This is a genomic window from Thalassospira sp. UBA1131 (assembly GCF_002311515.1).
Classification (GTDB): domain Bacteria; phylum Pseudomonadota; class Alphaproteobacteria; order Rhodospirillales; family Thalassospiraceae; genus Thalassospira.
In genome coordinates this window covers 40,054-57,447 of sequence record NZ_DCAO01000120.1, presented here as the reverse complement: position 1 = coordinate 57,447, position 17,394 = coordinate 40,054, and the positions used below count along the sequence as shown (strand labels likewise).

Here is a 17,394-nt window from a genome sequence, read left to right as displayed (position 1 = left end):
AGGATGGCCTGGAAACCACGTTCGCGGCCCTGTTTGGCCGAACCACCTGCGGAATCACCCTCCACGATGAACAGTTCGGCTTTGGACGCATCGCGTTCCTGACAGTCAGCCAATTTGCCCGGCAGGGACGAGATATCAAGCGCGCCCTTGCGGCGGGTCAGTTCGCGTGCCTTACGGGCCGCTTCACGAGCAGAGGCCGCTTCGACCACCTTGGAGACGATCTTGCGCGCGTCCTGCGGATGTTCTTCAAGCCACTGGGCAAGCTTGTCATTGACGATGTTTTCAACCACCGGACGGACTTCGGACGAGACCAGTTTGTCCTTGGTCTGGGACGAGAATTTGGGATCCGGAACCTTGACCGAAATCACGCAAGACAGACCTTCACGGGCATCATCACCGGAAAGGGCGACCTTTTCCTTTTTGGCGATGCCGCTTTCCTGGGCGTAGTTGTTGATCTGACGGGTCAGAGCGGCACGGAAACCGGCCATGTGCGTCCCGCCATCACGCTGCGGAATATTGTTGGTAAAGCACAGCGTGGTTTCGTGGTAGCTGTCGTTCCATTGCAGGGCGACTTCGACGGTGATGCCGTCTTTTTCGCCTTCGATGCAAATGGCTTCTTCGATCTGACGCGCCTTGTTGCGGTCAAGATATTCGACAAAGGCGCGAATACCGCCTTCGTAATGCAGTTTCATTTCGGTCGGTTCGCCACTGCGTTCATCACGCAGCGTCAGGATCACGCCAGAGTTCAGGAAGGCCAGTTCACGCAGGCGGTGTTCCAGTGTTGGCAGGTCGAAATCGGTCATCGTGAAGATTTCGGCATCCGGGTAGAAGGTCACTTCGGTCCCTGAAAGCGGCGTGCCATCCGCGGTCAGCGGTGCATCGCCGACAACCTCAAGCGGCTTGATCGCGTCCCCACCGGAAAACTCCATGTAGTGTTCTTTGCCGTTGCGCCAGACGCGGAGCTTGAGCAACGTCGACAGCGCGTTCACCACCGACACGCCCACACCGTGCAGACCACCGGAAACCTTGTAGGAGTTCTGGTCGAACTTACCGCCGGCATGCAGCTGGGTCATGATGACCTCGGCGGCGGAAACGCCTTCTTCCTTGTGCATGTCGGTCGGAATGCCACGGCCGTTATCGCGGATGGTGGCAGAACCATCACCATTAAGCTGGACCCAGACGGTATCGCAGTGACCGGCCAAGGCTTCGTCGATTGCGTTATCGACGACTTCGTAGATCATATGGTGCAAACCGGTACCGTCATCGGTATCGCCGATATACATGCCCGGACGTTTGCGCACAGCTTCAAGGCCCTTAAGAACCTTGATCGATTCTGCGCCATACTCCTGCGACTGTTCACCAGTGTTCGGCGTTTCGGTTTCGTTGGTCATAGGGTCAGAACCTCGGCATTCACTAAGTGGTTTCAAGGGTCAGTGTGGCATCTTCCACGCGGAAGAATTGCGCACGACCGTCCAAACCTTCAAACAGCGCCCGGTCCGTGCCTGTCATCCAGGCCTGGACGCCAAGCGCCACGATTTCATCAAACAAGTGGCTGCGGCGTTCTGCATCGAGATGCGCAACCACTTCATCAAGCAACAAGAGCGGGCCAGCCCCGCGTGCCTTTGTCTGCAGGCGGGTATTGGCCATAATGATCGACAGCAACAACGCCTTTTGTTCCCCGGTGGAACATTGATCCGCCGACTGGCCCTTTGCATCGTGCCAGACCAGCAGATCACTGCGTTGCGGGCCGACCACCGCCCCGCCATAGGTCGCATCACGTGAACGTCCGTCGCGCAATGCGGCCCGCATTTTATCTTCGACCTCGACCGCAGGCAGGTTTTCGAGCCAGTCTTCAAGGTCCCCGGTCAGCGCCAGACGGGCGGCCGGAAATGGTCCGATCGCCATGGTCCCGGCACGTCGCAACCGTTCAAGCAATTCTGCACGTGCGACCGCAACCGCAATGCCATGGCGCACCATCGAATCCTCGATCGAGGTCAGCCATTTATCGTCAGCCTTGCCTTCCTTAAGCAGCTTGGCGCGTGAGCGCAGCGAATGCTCATAGGCGGCAACGCGGCTGCTGTGGTCGGGATCAAGGCCATATACCAGCCGATCCAAAAAGCGCCTGCGGGCCGACGGACCATCCAGAAACAAACGATCCATTTGCGGCGTCAGCCAAACCGCGGCACAAACCCGACCCAAGGCGGCCTGCCCACGCTGGGCCTGCCCATCGATGCGCACAGCACGGCGTTCGCGCCCCTGCTCGAGGGCGGCCGGATCAAGCCCGGTGCCCAATTGAAACGCCCCGTCCGGCGTATCGACATCTGCGGCCACGGCCCAGGCCCGAAGTGCGCCATTGGCGGTTGGCGGGGTGCTTCGGGCGATTTCACCCAGCTTGGCCCGGCGCAACCCACCGCCCGGTGCCAGAAGCGAGACCGCCTCAAGCAGGTTGGTCTTGCCCGCCCCGTTTGGCCCCGTCAGCACGACCGGCGAGCTGTCGAGCGACAGGCGCAGGCCTTCGTAACAGCGAAACTCGCTGAGCTGGATGCGGGAAACAGCAAGACGGCTTGTCATCGACACCCCGTCTTTTGGCATGAGGTTATTGGCAAGAGCAGCCACAGCTTGATCGTACTAACCGTCAAACACGCATCGGCATCAGAACGTACAATGCCGAAAGGTCGTCGGTGTCACGCAGGATGGTCGGGCTGGATCCGTCCGACATCAGAAGGTTCAGGGTGTCGCCCTTTACCTGCTTGGCGATGTCGAGCAGATAGCGCGAGTTAAAGCCGATTTCGATATCCTCGGCGTCGTAGTTGATTTCAAGTTCCTCGGACGCGGTACCGTGTTCCGGGCTGGAGGCCGAAAGGGTCAGGGTATTGCCCGACAGAACAACCTTCACCGCACGCGATTTTTCAATCGAGATCGCCGATACACGGTCGACCGCATCGGCAAATGCCTTGCATTCGATATCAAGGGTCTTGTCATTGCCCGACGGAATCACGCGTTCGTAATCCGGGAAGGTACCGTCAATCAGCTTGGAGGTCAGGACCGCATCGCCAAAGCCAAAACGGATTTTGGTATCAGACAGCGCGATATCGACCGCTTCGCCGGTTTCCTCGATCAGTTTGCGGAGTTCGCCAACGGTTTTGCGCGGCACGATGACGCCCGGCATGTTTTCCGCACCATCGGGCAGCGGGGCTTCGACACGCGCCAGACGGTGACCATCGGTTGCAACCGCGCGCAGGATCTTGGTGCCTTCGGCGTCGGTGGCATGGAAATAGATACCGTTGAGGTAGTAACGGGTTTCCTCGGTCGAAATGGCGAATTCGGCACGGTCAATCAGGCCGCGCAGCTCAGCCGCAGCCAGACCGAAGCTGACCGGAAGGTCGCCACCCGACATTACCGGGAAATCATCGACCGGCAGAACGGCAAGATTGAACTTCGAACGACCGGCAGAAAGGGTCAGACGGCCTGCGCCCGGCTCAAGCGAAATTTGCACCTGGGAGCCTTCGGGCAGCTTGCGCACGATTTCATAGAGGGTATGGGCAGGGGTGGTGGTCGCGCCCGGTTCGGACACCTCGGCCGTCGTGGTTTCGATGACTTCGAGGTCCATATCGGTCGCGGTCAGCGCAAGACGATCATTCTCTGCCCGGAGCAAAATATTGGACAGAATCGGAATGGTGTTACGTCGTTCAACAACGCTTTGAACATGGGTCAGCGATTTCAACAGCGCCGCGCGTTCGATGGTCAGCTTCATGCCCGTCCTATCCGTCTGTCAGTATTCGTTTAACAAATTGATTTTTAATCGGTTTTCTTACCTGACCCACACCCTTTCGGGTGCGGAAATCGCATTATAACATGCTGGCTTGGAAATCGAAGGATTTTTACGGCCTAAACCCAAGCAAATAAAAGGAGTCGGCGGACAAAAATACGCCCCGAACGCGCAAAGCGGCGTAAACCGTGCGACTCGCAGTTTCGACAATAAAATTGCAGCTAAAAATCCAGCTGATTCAAAAACAAAATCCGCCGGAAAACACGGCGGATTTCATCATGAATCACAACATTTCGACACGCTTTTACGCGCAATCAGCTTTCGAGCATCCGACGCAGCAGATCGATATCTTCGCAGAGTGACGGATCGGTTCCGTGCAGTTCTTCGATCTTGCGCACCGCATGCATCACCGTGGTGTGGTCACGACCGCCAAACTTGCGGCCAATTTCCGGCAACGAGTGGGTGGTGAGCTGCTTGGACAGATACATTGCCACCTGACGCGGACGGGCGACCGCACGCGCACGGCGGGCGGAATGCATGTCGGACACCTTGATGTTGAAATGCTCGGCCACGCGTTTCTGGATTTCCTCGATCGAAACCCGGCGCTCGGAAGCGCGCAGGACGTCGTGCAGGATGTCCTGAACCATTTCCAGCCCGATCTCGCGACCGACCAGCTGGGAATGAGCGATCACGCGGTTAAGCGCGCCTTCGAGCTCACGCACGTTGGCGGTGATCTTGTGGGCAAGGAATTCCATAACACGCTGGGGAAGTTCCACACCCTGACGTTCGGCCTTGGCCTCCAAGATGCCCAAACGGAGCTCGTAGGTGGTGGCGTGAATATCGGCAACAAGGCCAGAGCCCAGACGCGAACGCAGGCGTTCTTCGATATCTTCAAGATCTGAGGGCGATTTATCCGCAGACACAATGATCTGACGGCCCTGATCGACCAGCGCGTTGAAGGTGTGGAAGAATTCTTCCTGGGTCGAATCCTTGCCCGAGATGAACTGGACATCATCAACCATCAACACATCGACCGAGCGGAACTGGTCCTTGAAATCGACCGTGTTCTTGTCGCGCAGCGCCCGAATGAAGCGATACATGAATTTTTCGGCCGAGAGGTAGATCACCGTACGATGCGGCTGAGTGCGGCGGATATGCCAGGCAATCGCATGCATCAGGTGGGTTTTACCAAGACCAACGCCACCATAGAGGAACAGCGGGTTGAACGGCACCGATTCGGCTTCTGCCAGACGGCGGGCGGCGGCATAGGCGAACTCGTTTGGCTTGCCCAACACGAAATTGTCAAAGGTGTAGCGCGGATCCAGAGCAGCCGAGATGCCGTCATCAGACATGCTGGCAATGGCAGTGCGGCCCGATCCGTTTGACGGGGACGGCGCACTGACCACGGTATTGTTTTCCGTGGAATGGCTTGGGGAATGGCCTGAGGAATGGGGATTGCGCGCGGATTTGGTACGCGCGGTCGTGGCGTTTGCCGATGTCGACTTGGCCGAAGAAGAACCCGAAGCAGACGCATCGTTCTGCGCAGCCGCGCCCGAAACGATATTGATTTCAACGAAATGCACATCGGAATCTTCGGCGTGCCAGAAATTCTGGATACGGTCGAGATAGTGCTGCGTCACCCAGTCACGCATGGCACGAGTCGGCGCACCCAAACGGGCCACACCGGCTTCAACCGCCATCAGGGCAACGGGCTCCAGCCAGTAACGATAGGCTGTTGCGCCAAATTCGGCGCGCAGCTTTTCGCGTACGACTTGCCAGGTTGCCACTGCGTGATCATCAAGTGCTGCGTGCTGGTCACCCGCAATCCCCCCGTTGGATTGCCCAAGTGCCGATTGTGTGTCCCTCACGGCGTGCTGCACTGTAAGAACCTTTCCCCGATATCCCGATTTCACCACCACAAAGACCGCAAAAGACAAAACGATACTGTGTCGCGTTGATCACCGCAGTGACCAACACGTTGGCCTTCCACAAAATCAGGAAGTGTACTCGCGCCTTTTGTTTTTAGTTCTTCGTCACTGGTCGCTTTGCGCGGCCTGCGAAGTTCAAACACTGTACTGATGTGACCCACATCAGGCAAGGCGATCTTTAACAGAACGTTAAAAGGATTTCGCAACCAAAACGGCCCTTGTTTTCTGCGGTTTCTTGCACCCGCGCAACCAAGGAACAAAAGGTGATTCTGCGAAATCCGGGCAGCGAAAAGGCCGCACCCGAGGTGCGGCCTTCGACTCGCCATCCCGTAAGGGATAAATTAAAGCGCTTTGATACGCGCGGTCAGGCGCGAAACCTTGCGAGCAACGGTGTTCTTGTGCAGAACACCAAGCTGTGCGCCACGCGCCATTTCCGGCTCAGCGATTTTCATCGCAGCCAGAGCAGCATCTTTATCGCCAGTGTTCAGCGCAGCCTCGACCTTCTTAACGAAGGTACGAATGCGACCGATACGTGCACCATTAACTTCTGCACGTGCGGCGTTGCGGCGAATGCGCTTCTTGGCCGATTTATGGTGAGCCATTGCGAACCTGTCTCTTCAAACAAATGTTACGTAATTCGGAGCGCGGCTTATAGCTCTGTCCGAAACCCTCGTCAACCCCCGATGCCGCCAATTTCTGCGGCTTCGGACTCTTTTGCGCCGCAAGGCAGATATGCAGGCATGGAATCAGAGGTCAACTTACCCTGATCACCCCGCAATCAGCGGTGCTTGAAGGCGGGCTTACGTTTCTCGCCAAAGGCTTTCATGCCTTCGGCGCGATCTTCGAGTGCGAAGGTCGAATGGAATTCGCGACGTTCGAACATCAGGCCTTCGGTCAGGGTCATCTCATAGGCCTTGTTGACCGATTCCTTGACCTTCATCGATACCGGGCCCGAGAAGGAGGCGATCTTTTCGGCCAGTTGCATGGCTTCATCAAGTAGCGAGTCGGCCGGAACGATTCGCGCGACCAGTCCGGCACGCTCGGCTTCCTCGGCATCCATCATGCGCCCGGTCAGGCACATTTCCATTGCCTTGGCCTTGCCAACTGCACGGGTCAGGCGCTGTGTGCCGCCCGCACCGGGAATGGTGCCGATGGTGATTTCCGGCTGACCGAACTTGGCAGTGTCGGCGGCAATCATGATGTCGCACATCATCGCCATTTCGCAGCCACCGCCCAATGCGAATCCGGCGACCGCGGCAATGGTCGGCTTGCGGCAGCTTGCAACCCGGGTCCAGCCCTTGGTGATGAAGTCGTTCTTATAGACGTCCATATAGTCGTAATCGGCCATTTCCTTGATGTCGGCACCGGCGGCAAAGGCCCGTTCCGACCCGGTAATGACGATGGCGCGGATGTCTTCATCGGATTCGAAATCATCAAGGGCGGCACCGATATCCTTGATCAGCGCATCACAAAGCGCATTGAGCGCCTTGGGACGGTTCAGCGTGATCAGGCCGACATTGCCCTTTTTCTCGGCGATGATGTTTTCATAAGACATGCAAGTGATCCTTTTATCGCTGTTCGGCCCGTGGGACTCCGGGTGGGAGTCGCTGTGGGGTTATCGGGCCGATTCGCCTGAAACCATAATTTGATACTGTTTTACCGATTTTGATCCCGGGCCGCAACCGAACCTGTTATCGGCGCCATACCTTCCCCGACTTTCAGAGACGGGTACCGTCCATATTATTTCTGGCAGGTTGGGCAGAAGAAGGTCGACCGGCCGGCCTGTACGATGCGCGCGATGGTGCTATCGCAGCCATCGGCGATGCAGGTTTCGCCTTCGCGGCCATAGACACGGAAATTGTGCTGGAAATAGCCAAGTTCGCCATTGCTTTGGCGGTAGTCCTTAAGGCTTGATCCACCGGCAGCAATCGCATCTTCAAGCACGAGACGGATTTCACGATACAGCCGTTCGATTTCGCCGGGTTTGAGATCCTTTGCCAGACGATCCGGCGCGATGCCCGATCGGAACAGGGCTTCGCAGACATAGATGTTGCCCAGACCAGCCACCAGTTTCTGATCCAGCAGTACGGTCTTGATCGGGCTTGCCCGTTTGGCGATTCCCGCCGCCAGCACATCGGCATTAAACGCATTACCAAGTGGCTCGGGCCCGATACCAGCCAGCATCTTGTGACTGGCGACCTCGTCGCCCGCGATCAAGGTGATGACACCAAAGCGCCGCGGGTCGTTGAACCGCACCACGGCCCCATCGGCCATGACAAAATCGACATGGTCATGCTTGCCGGCTTCGGGCACCTCGACAGTCGGATCATTGTGAATGGTCATGCGACCAGACATGCCAAGATGAATCAGCAGCACCTGCCCGTCATCAAGGTAGCCCAGAATGTATTTTGCCCGCCGGGTCAGCTGATTGATGGTGCGCCCGGCCATGCGATCAACAAAACCCTCCGGGAAGGGAAAGCGCAGGTTCGCACGTCGCTGTACCACATGATTGACCACACGCCCTTCCATGACGGGTGTCAGACCACGGGTGACTGTTTCGACCTCTGGCAATTCGGGCATATCTGGAACTCATATAAACAAGGGTGTGTGACTTTTAGACTACGCGTTGCGCGCAATTCAACGACTGAAATCGATCCCACTGGACGCGTGCCCGCAAAGCCATATGATGTGCGCTGTTTTGACAGACCGCATCGCCCCCAGTTGTGCGGTCGCGCCCCAGTTTGAAAGCGGCCAGATGGAATTTAGTTTAGATCTTTTAGTGATCCTGTTTGCGGTTGCCACCCTTGCCGGTTTTGTCGATGCGATTGCAGGCGGTGGCGGGTTGATTACCATCCCGGCCCTGTTATGGGCAGGCGTCACCCCGGCCCAGGCATTGGCGACCAACAAGTTGCAAGGCAGTTTTGGCAGTTTCAGTGCGTCGCTTAATTTCATTCGCAAGGGGCATGTTGATCCGCGCGATATGGTTTTGGCGATTGTCCTGACCTTTGCCGGATCAGCACTCGGTACGGTTCTGGTACAGATGCTTGATCCGGGCATTCTGATGACCATCCTGCCGGGGCTTTTGATCCTGATTGCGCTTTATTTCCTGTTTTCGCCGCGTGTGGGTGACATTGACGCCCATCAGATGATTGGCAAAGCGACCTTTGCGTTTACCGCCGGGTTTGGCATCGGGTTCTATGACGGCTTCTTTGGGCCGGGCACCGGATCGTTCTTTTCCATCGCCTTTGTTGCCCTGCTTGGCTTTAACATGACCAAGGCCACCGCCCATACCAAGGTTCTGAATTTCACGTCGAACTTTGCGTCGCTTGTGATGTTTATCGCCGGGGGTGAGGTCGTCTGGATTGTTGGTGGGGTGATGGCCGTTGGCGCCTTGATCGGGGCACAGATCGGATCCCATATGGTGATGAAGGTCGGTGCACGTTTGGTACGGCCGCTTCTGGTCGTCACTTCAATCGCGATATCGATCAAGCTGATCATTGATCAGTATGGAACCACCATCAGCCAAAGCTGGGATCAGATTCGCCACTGGGTAAGCTGAGCTATATCGTTCATCGACCGGTCAAAGAAAAACCCGTCAGCCTCAAGCTTGACGGGTTTAGTTTTACTCAGGCGCTGGCAACGTTTTCGACAAGGACTTCGTCGCGGCGATCAAGCAAATGGCTCCAGACCGTTGCCAACAGGGCCAGAACGGCAATCGCCGCCCCCAACCACGGGATATGCTGATAGGAAACGCCCTGGGTGATGGCGATACCGCCAAACCATGCGCCCGCCGCATTGCCAAGGTTAAAGGCCCCCTGATTAAGGGTGGAGGCAAGGTTGGGCGCATCGGACGCCTCGTTCACCACGCGCATCTGAAGCGGGGACACCAGTGCAAAGGCCACCACACCCCACAACATCACGGTTGCGACGGCCGGAATGACCGACGTCAGCGTTTCGGTAAACAGGGCAAGAATCGCAATCAGCAAGGCAAAGGCCATGATGATGGCGGGCATCAAACGCCAGTCCCCTAAACGCCCACCGATATAGTTGCCCACCGTCAAGCCAACCCCGAACAGCAGCAACACATAGGTTACCTGACGCGGGGTAATGCCGGTGATTTCCTGCAACATCGGAGTGATATAGGTAAAGACACTGAACAAGCTGGCCGAGGCCAGAACCGAAATCAGCATCGCCAGCAGGACCTGTTTTTTGCCAAGCGACTTGGCTTCAAGCCACAGACTGCCCGTCGATGCGGCAATCTGGCGTGGCAGGGCAACATAAAGCGCGCTGGCGGCAACAACACCAATCGCCACCACTGCCCAGAAGGTCGAACGCCAGCCAAGTTCCTGACCAAGGGCCGTGCCAAACGGCACGCCCAGCACGTTGGCCAGCGTCAGACCGGAAAACATCAGGGCAATCGCCTGAACCCGTTTATGTGGCGCGACAAGGTTTGAGGCGACAACAGCGCCAAGCCCAAAAAACGCACCATGGCAGAAGGCGGTGACCACACGGGCCGCCATCAAAAGCCAGTAATCAGGGGCAATTGCACACAGGAAGTTTCCGAGAATGAAGATCGAAATCAGCAGCAACAAGGCGCGCCGGCGGTCCATGCGCGCGGTGGCAATCGCCAAAAACGGCGCACCAAACGTCACACCGAGTGCATAGCCCGTCACCAGCAACCCGGCATCGGGAATGCTCACACCAAGATCAAGCGCCACATCGGGCAGAAGCCCCATAATGACAAACTCGGTGGTGCCGATCCCGAATGACGCAAGGGCGAGGGCCAGAATCGGCAGGTTCCCGAAAAATCCGGGGCGGGTGACGGTATCTGTCATGTCAGAATATCCAGATCAACTTTGGCGCAGGTGGCGCGAGTGACGCGGGTGGCGCGGGTGACGCGGCCAACGTTTTGTGCAACTGCGAGATATGCATCATGCAGCAAATTTTGAAACGATTCAATTCTGAGATAATGCGCTGAACAAATCCATCGCGAAATTTGCATGGCAGCCTGTCTTGCCCGAATTACAGCAAGGCACAGGCATGATGCAGCAAAGGCAGAGATTGAGGATCTTGGATCAGGAAAGTTCGGCGACGATTTTTTGCGCCGCAGCAACCGGATCTTCGGCCTTGGTGATCGGGCGACCAATCACCAGAACGTCACTTCCCATGGCGACGGCATCGGCGGGGGTAACGATGCGTTTCTGATCGTCACTTGCCGCCCAGCTTGGACGAATACCCGGCGTGATCAGTTTGAAATCCGGGCCGAGTGCCTTGCGCACCGGGGTGATTTCCTGTGCAGAACAGACAACACCGTCAAGACCCGCCTTTTGGGTCAGTTCCGCCAGCTTGACCACGCGATCTTCAATCGGGCCCTTTAGGCCGACATCATCGAGATCACCCTGGTCCATGCTGGTCAGGATGGTTACGGCAATTACCCACGGTACGTCGACGCCAGCCTTGTCGGCGGCTTCACGCGCGGCATCACCGGCACGTTTCATCATCTCCAAACCACCGGCGGCATGGACATTGACGATCCTGACACCCAATGGCGTCACAGCGCGAATGGCCCCGGCCACCGTGTTGGGGATATCGTGATATTTAACATCAAGGAAGATCGGCATGCCGGTTTTGGCAACCGCCCTGACCCCTTGTGGCCCGTGGGCCGCGAAGAATTCCTTGCCAAGCTTGGCCCCGCCGATAACACCTGACAGCTTCGATGCCAGATTGATTGCATGATCAAGATCGGTGGTATCAATCGCGCAATAGATGCGGTCTTTGGCGGCAAGGGTCTGGGTCATGGGGTCCTCCGGCGGGCTGGCAATGGGTCATGGCCCAGCTTTTCGCAGCAAATTTCATAGCGGACCGGACATGGCTTAGCCGATTTGGCCACAAAGGCCAATGTCAAATCGGCTTTCGAACAGACATTGACGCCATGCGGCAAAAAGCAAAAGGGCCCCGAAACGGAGCCCTTTGACTTGATCAGCTTTGGCCGATGGCCTTTTGATCGGTATTTGGGGTGGATGGCGTGGTGTCATCCGTCTTGATGCGCTTGAGTTCGCTATCCATGCGCCGTGCGGCACGGCGGTGCTTGCCTTGCAGCAACCATTCAAAGGCAAAGCCGATCCCAAGTCCGATCAACAACGCAATCATAATCGGCAGGAACAGCGGCAGGTCGATTTCAAACGGCAAGGGCCAAAGCGAAATCGTGACCAATGCCCGGTTGGAAACTGCAAACACCGCAATCAATACGGCAAGCGGGATGGAAATAATCCAGTAAAGGAAGCGCATTACCTAGCTCCTTGTGCCGGTGCCTGTCCCACCCCGAAAACAGGATGGATCAAAACCCGGCAGCAGGTCTCGTTTGATCAATGTTCTGATCAGTATGGGGCAAGAACCGGACAAAAGCCATGGCAACAGTCACACAGTTTTTGTGTGTTGCATGCTGGTCGTATCGGGCGGGCTGCGGGTGGCGCAGGCCCGATTGCCGGTCAAAACAAATCAGGCAGGAATCAGTTCAAACGTTCGCGAAGCTGTTTGCCGGTTTTGAAATAGGGAACCTTTTTCTCACCGACAGGAACCGCATCCCCGGTACGCGGGTTACGGCCGACGCGGGCCTCACGCTGTTTTACGGAAAATGCGCCAAAGCCGCGAAGCTCGACCCGGTCGCCGCGCGCAAGCGCGTCTGTGATCTCGTCAAAGATCGTGGCGACAATCCGCTCAACGTCGCGCTGATAGAGATGCGGGTTCATCTCCGCAAGGCGGGCAATCAATTCAGATTTTGTCATTTCCAGGCCCCATCCTGTTGGTGCTGACAGTCTCACTCAACCACGGATTAGATTATGTCTTAAAGAAGCTCTCACTCAGGTTGCCAGACCGTCAGCAAACCGTCAAGTTTAAGCCCCTCAGATGACAGCACTTTTCCAAGGCTTCCCTCAAGAACAGCACTCATCAAATCGTCTTCCGGGTATTCGATTTCAAGCGGCACTACCTGTGCATCCGTCGTGATACCGGCTTCCTCTTCGAGCCAGCGCAAGGCTTCACGACGGCCTCCAATTTCATCAATCAATCCGTTGGCAACGGCCTGCTGTCCGGTATAGACGCGGCCATCGGCAAGAGTCGTAACTGTTTCGACCGACATATCGCGGCGGGTCGCAACCATTTCAACAAACACGTCAAACATGTCTGAAATCAGGCCCTGCATGGCCGACTTTGCAACATCATCAACAGGTTCGAACGGATTGGGTGCAGCTTTAAGCGGACCGCTTTTTACCGTCAGCGGTTCAACACCAAGCTTTTCAAGCGTTCCATTGAAATTCATCGACTGGAAAATCACCCCGATCGAGCCGGTGATCGTTCCACGGCGGGCAATGATGTGGTCGGCGGCAATCGCGGTCATGTAACCGCCGGACGCCGCAACAGTCCCCATCTCGGCAACGATTGGCCGGGTTTCGCCGATACGGCGCAGCGCCTCAAACAGCGTTTCGCCACCAACCATGGTGCCACCCGGGCTGTTGATATGGACAATCACGCCGACAACGTCACTGTCTTCTTCAATCGCGCTCAGCGCATCAAGGAGATAGGGATCTTCGGTGATCACACCTTCGATGGTGACTTCAACAATGCGCGGACCCAGTCCGCCCAGAACACTGTCCTTAACACCGGTGCCAGACAAGCCGATCACGATCACCGCGATCACGGCAATCACCGCCACCACACGCCAGCGAAAGATGGATTTTTTCAAGCGGCGTCGATCCAGCAGGATATCGGCATCAAGTGCCATCGGCGTGTCCGTTTCCAATTGTTCAATCAAATACTTAGACGAGTGTGATCGCTCAAACCCGTCTCTTCAAATGGTTTTTATCGACCCGGAAGGCAAGAACAAAAAGCGTTTAAAATCAAAATTTTCGCGAAAAATGCCAATATCGGCAGAGTCGGGCTAAAATTCAGCCCCTAAAAGCAGATGATATACAATATGGCGCCCTTTACAGGTCCGCCGGGCATTGGGCGCATATATCGGCCATCCACCGCGCATCAACTTGCCAGACTAGAAATCCGGACAAAAGAAAACGGGCCGCGCACTGCGCGACCCGTCTTTTCGTTCTGCAAGACTGCAGAGCGTATTTCGTCGGAGGGTGGCTTATTCGCCGCCTTCCTGTTTCTTGCGCAGAGCTTCGCCGAGGATGTCGCCGAGCGATGCGCCGCTGTCTGCCGAACCGTAATCCGCCATTGCTTTCTTCTCGTCAGCAACTTCAAGAGCTTTGACAGAGAGGGAAACCTTGCGGGTTTTGGAGTCGATTGCAGTAACGCGTGCGTCGACTTTTTCACCAACTGCAAAGCGTTCCGGACGCTGTTCAGAACGCTCACGCGCCAGCTCAGCTTTACGGATGAAGCCTTTGAGTTCGGTGTCGCCAACCGAAACCTCGATGCCACCGTCGTTAACTTCGGTAACTTCACAGGTTACAGCGTCGCCACGTTTGATGCCGACAACGGCGTCTTTGAACGGATCACCAGACAGCTGTTTGATGCCGAGCGAGATGCGTTCTTTTTCAACGTCAACGTCAAGAACCTTGGCTTTGACGATGTCGCCTTTTTTGTATTCTTTGATGACTTCTTCACCAGCGCGGTCCCATGACAGGTCCGAGAGGTGAGCCATACCGTCGATACCGCCCATGAGGCCAATGAACAGACCGAATTCGGTGATGTTCTTGACTTCGCCTTCGATCTCGGACTCGACCGGATGAGCTGCAAGGAAGGCATCCCACGGGTTCGAGGTGCACTGCTTGAGACCAAGCGAGATACGGCGTTTCTGGGCATCGACGTCGAGCACCATGACTTCGACTTCCTGCGAGGTCGAAACGATTTTGCCCGGGTGGATGTTTTTCTTGGTCCAGGACATTTCGGAAACGTGGACCAGGCCTTCGACACCAGCTTCGAGTTCGACGAATGCGCCGTAATCGGTGATGTTGGTGACACGACCTTCGAATTTCGAACCGACCGGGTATTTGGCTTCGACACCTTCCCACGGATCAGCTTCAAGCTGCTTCATGCCAAGCGAGATACGCTGGGTTTCGCTGTTGAAGCGGATAACCTGGACTTTAACAGTCTGGCCGATCTGGAGCGCTTCGGACGGATGGTTGATACGTTTCCAAGCAATGTCGGTAACGTGCAGCAGGCCATCAACGCCACCGAGATCGACGAACGCGCCGTAATCGGTGATGTTTTTGACGACGCCGTCAAGGATCTGCCCTTCCTGAAGGTTCTGGATCAGTTCAGCACGCTGTTCTGCACGGGTCTCTTCGAGAACGGCACGACGCGAAACAACGATGTTGCCGCGCGAACGATCCATTTTCAGGATCTGGAACGGCTGCGGGTTGTTCATCAGCGGGGTGACGTCACGAACCGGACGGATATCAACCTGGGAACCCGGAAGGAACGCAACTGCGCCCGACAGGTCAACGGTGAAGCCGCCTTTAACACGACCAAAGATGGTGCCGTCGACGCGTTTGCCTTCGGAGAACTGTTTTTCCAGCTCAACCCAAGCTTCTTCGCGGCGCGCTTTTTCGCGCGACAGGACGATCAGGCCATCCTTGTTTTCATAGCGGTCGACATAAACATCAACGGTATCGCCAATGTTTACTTCGCCTGCGCCAAATTCTTTAAGCGGAACGCGGCCTTCGGATTTCAGGCCGACATCGACGATGGCATCATCGTCAGTTTTTTTAACGACCGAACCGGTCATTACGCGGCCAACAAAACCTTCGTCTTCAGAACCAAGGGTTTCAGCCAGCAGGGCGGCAAAATCTTCGCCAGTCGAGAATTGTGCTTCTTCAGCGGTGGTCATAAACCAGACTTCCTTTCGAGTATCGTCACTATATTCTGGCCAACCGGTTGTGTCCGGTGGTCTTTGCCGCAAAATCGCGGCGATTTGTCATTCAGTGTTCAAACCCGAACGCATGTGAAGGCGAACCTTCCATACACGAAAAGGTGAACGCACAAGTCGTTCACCTTAGGAACAGGCCAAAGGACCGGTACCTCGGGATCGTTCAACGCCTGACGGTTAAAACGCCTTTTGATCAGTCATCCGCACCCATATGGGTATGGATATGTGCCATGACGGCATCGAACACTGCATTGGCATTCAGACGGTCCGTATCAATATGGATTGCGTCATCTGCCATCTTGAGCGGTGCGACATCGCGAGCACTGTCTCGGGCATCCCGTTCTTCAAGCTCTTTAAGAACGCGCTCGTATATAGCAGCGGGATTTTTTTCCTGCAACTGTTTGAACCGACGGTTTGCACGTTCTTCGACACTGGCTGTCAGATAAAACTTGATCGGTGCTTCCGGACAGACGACCGTTCCGATATCACGACCATCCAATACGGCACCACGTTTGCCGCCCGGCGGGGTGGTAGCAAGGGTGCGTTGGAAATCAAGCAACACCTCGCGAACCCTTGGAATCGCTGCAACTTTTGAGGCAGCGGTCCCGACTTCCTCGCTGCGAAGGGCCTCACCTTCGAGATCGGATGCGCTCAGATTTTCGGCCGCGGCCACGGCGGCGGCTTCATCAGCAGGGTCGCCATTTTCGGCCAGAACTTTCGCACCGGTCGCACGATACAGCAGGCCGGTATCGAGATAGGCATAGTCCATTGCTTCTGCGACTCGACGTGCCAAGGTCCCCTTGCCGGACGCGGCCGGCCCATCAATGGCGATGATCATGTGGGTCACTCCCTGTGATTATATCTGGTGCATCCATAAGTCCCGAATGGTGACTTATATATTGGTGGGTCCGATCAGGAATGAAGGGCAAATTTCGCGCCCATATCCGCCATCAGGGTTTCGAAGTTCGGGAAGCTCGTGGCAATCGGGTTGGCATCATCGACCGCAACCGGCTTTTCCGCGCCAAGCCCCAGAACCAGGAACGACATCGCAATGCGATGATCAAGATGGGTTTCCACGATGCCACCACCCGGTACAACACCGCCAGTGACAATCAGATCATCGCCTTCGATCCGGTGAATGACGCCATTGGCTTCAAGACCGGCGGCCACCGCTGCCAAACGATCCGATTCCTTCACGCGCAGCTCTTCAAGATCGCACATGCGCGTTTCACCCTCGGCATAGGCCGCAGCCACGGCAAGAACCGGGTATTCATCGATCATCGACGGGGCGCGTTCGGCCGGAACGACAATGCCCTTGAGGCGGTTCTTGCCGGTCACCACCAGATCGCCGATGGTTTCCCCGGCTTCTTCGCGCTCGTTGGTGATCGTGATGTCACCGCCCATTTCAATCAGGGTGGTGATCAGGCCGGTGCGCAGCGGGTTCAGACAGACATCACGAATGGTGACGTGGGAGTCCGGATTGATCAGGGCCGCCACCATCGGAAAGGCGGCCGAGCTCGGATCGGTCGGAACAACAATATCGGCGGCCTTCATTTCGACCGGGCCGGTCAGGCTGACGGTGCGGCCGCCATCGTCATTGACCTTCACATCGACCTCGACCCCGAAGTGGCGCAGCATGCGTTCGGTATGATCACGCGATGGTTTGGGTTCGATCACCGTGGTGGTGCCCGTCGTGTTCAGACCGGCCAGCATCACCGCCGATTTCACCTGGGCTGATGCCATTGGCAGGGTATAGGTCACCGGTTTGGCTTCGTCCGTGCCAATCACCGCCATCGGCGGGCGACCGCGATCACGGG

15 protein-coding genes and 1 pseudogene are annotated in these 17,394 nt (G+C 56.5%); 1 reads left to right on the top strand and 15 read right to left on the bottom strand.

Annotated elements, in window-relative coordinates; translation table 11 throughout:
* From B3Z49_RS20330 to mutM, 7 genes and pseudogenes are all read right to left on the bottom strand, one after another.
* A pseudogene (locus B3Z49_RS20330) lies at positions 1-1,301 on the bottom strand (ATP-binding protein); the annotation flags it as partial.
* A 112-nt stretch (positions 1,302-1,413) separates the two neighbouring features.
* A complete protein-coding gene (gene recF, locus B3Z49_RS20325; RefSeq protein WP_210516166.1) occupies positions 1,414-2,571 on the bottom strand; it encodes a DNA replication/repair protein RecF in 1,158 nt (385 codons plus the stop codon).
* A gap of 64 nt (positions 2,572-2,635) precedes the next feature.
* Complete coding sequence (dnaN, locus tag B3Z49_RS20320) at positions 2,636-3,754, bottom strand: DNA polymerase III subunit beta (RefSeq protein ID WP_008888966.1); 1,119 nt, start codon at positions 3,752-3,754, stop codon at positions 2,636-2,638.
* 329 nt (positions 3,755-4,083) lie between these two features.
* Positions 4,084-5,649 carry a chromosomal replication initiator protein DnaA gene (dnaA, locus tag B3Z49_RS20315; RefSeq protein ID WP_296994268.1) on the bottom strand — a complete coding sequence of 522 codons (1,566 nt, stop codon included), beginning with the start codon at positions 5,647-5,649 and terminating at the stop codon, positions 4,084-4,086.
* 389 nt (positions 5,650-6,038) lie between these two features.
* Entirely contained in the window at positions 6,039-6,299 is a 261-nt protein-coding gene (gene rpsT / locus B3Z49_RS20310) for a 30S ribosomal protein S20 (protein ID WP_008888964.1), read from the bottom strand.
* Positions 6,300-6,475: 176 nt separating this feature from the next.
* Positions 6,476-7,252, bottom strand: coding sequence for an enoyl-CoA hydratase (locus B3Z49_RS20305; protein WP_063085970.1), 777 nt, complete (start codon positions 7,250-7,252; stop codon positions 6,476-6,478).
* 185 nt (positions 7,253-7,437) lie between these two features.
* Positions 7,438-8,277, bottom strand: coding sequence for a bifunctional DNA-formamidopyrimidine glycosylase/DNA-(apurinic or apyrimidinic site) lyase (gene mutM / locus B3Z49_RS20300; protein ID WP_008888962.1), 840 nt, complete (start codon positions 8,275-8,277; stop codon positions 7,438-7,440).
* Between the two features lie 175 nt (positions 8,278-8,452).
* Between mutM and B3Z49_RS20295 the strand changes: the two genes are divergently transcribed.
* Entirely contained in the window at positions 8,453-9,256 is an 804-nt protein-coding gene (locus B3Z49_RS20295) for a TSUP family transporter (protein WP_296994260.1), read from the top strand.
* Between the two features lie 67 nt (positions 9,257-9,323).
* On the opposite strand, the gene B3Z49_RS20290 is transcribed toward B3Z49_RS20295, so the two are convergent.
* The 8 genes from B3Z49_RS20290 to B3Z49_RS20255 all read right to left on the bottom strand — a co-directional run.
* Positions 9,324-10,532, bottom strand: coding sequence for an MFS transporter (locus B3Z49_RS20290; protein WP_296994259.1), 1,209 nt, complete (start codon positions 10,530-10,532; stop codon positions 9,324-9,326).
* 240 nt (positions 10,533-10,772) lie between these two features.
* Complete coding sequence (gene pyrF / locus B3Z49_RS20285) at positions 10,773-11,495, bottom strand: orotidine-5'-phosphate decarboxylase (RefSeq protein ID WP_120224633.1); 723 nt, start codon at positions 11,493-11,495, stop codon at positions 10,773-10,775.
* A 181-nt stretch (positions 11,496-11,676) separates the two neighbouring features.
* The gene (locus B3Z49_RS20280; protein ID WP_063085977.1) at positions 11,677-11,985 is read right to left on the bottom strand and encodes a LapA family protein; all 309 of its coding nucleotides are present in this window, start codon (positions 11,983-11,985) and stop codon (positions 11,677-11,679) included.
* 221 nt (positions 11,986-12,206) lie between these two features.
* Complete coding sequence (gene ihfB, locus B3Z49_RS20275; RefSeq protein ID WP_008888957.1) at positions 12,207-12,482, bottom strand: integration host factor subunit beta; 276 nt, start codon at positions 12,480-12,482, stop codon at positions 12,207-12,209.
* A gap of 71 nt (positions 12,483-12,553) precedes the next feature.
* Positions 12,554-13,477 carry a signal peptide peptidase SppA gene (sppA, locus tag B3Z49_RS20270; protein ID WP_008888956.1) on the bottom strand — a complete coding sequence of 308 codons (924 nt, stop codon included), beginning with the start codon at positions 13,475-13,477 and terminating at the stop codon, positions 12,554-12,556.
* Between the two features lie 357 nt (positions 13,478-13,834).
* Positions 13,835-15,538, bottom strand: a complete 1,704-nt coding sequence (rpsA, locus tag B3Z49_RS20265; protein ID WP_008888955.1) for a 30S ribosomal protein S1 — start codon at positions 15,536-15,538, stop codon at positions 13,835-13,837.
* 232 nt (positions 15,539-15,770) lie between these two features.
* Positions 15,771-16,415, bottom strand: a complete 645-nt coding sequence (cmk, locus tag B3Z49_RS20260) for a (d)CMP kinase (protein WP_063085978.1) — start codon at positions 16,413-16,415, stop codon at positions 15,771-15,773.
* A 74-nt stretch (positions 16,416-16,489) separates the two neighbouring features.
* Positions 16,490-17,394, bottom strand: a 905-nt coding sequence (locus B3Z49_RS20255; protein WP_296994253.1) for a 3-phosphoshikimate 1-carboxyvinyltransferase, incomplete at its 5' end; no start/stop codon positions are given.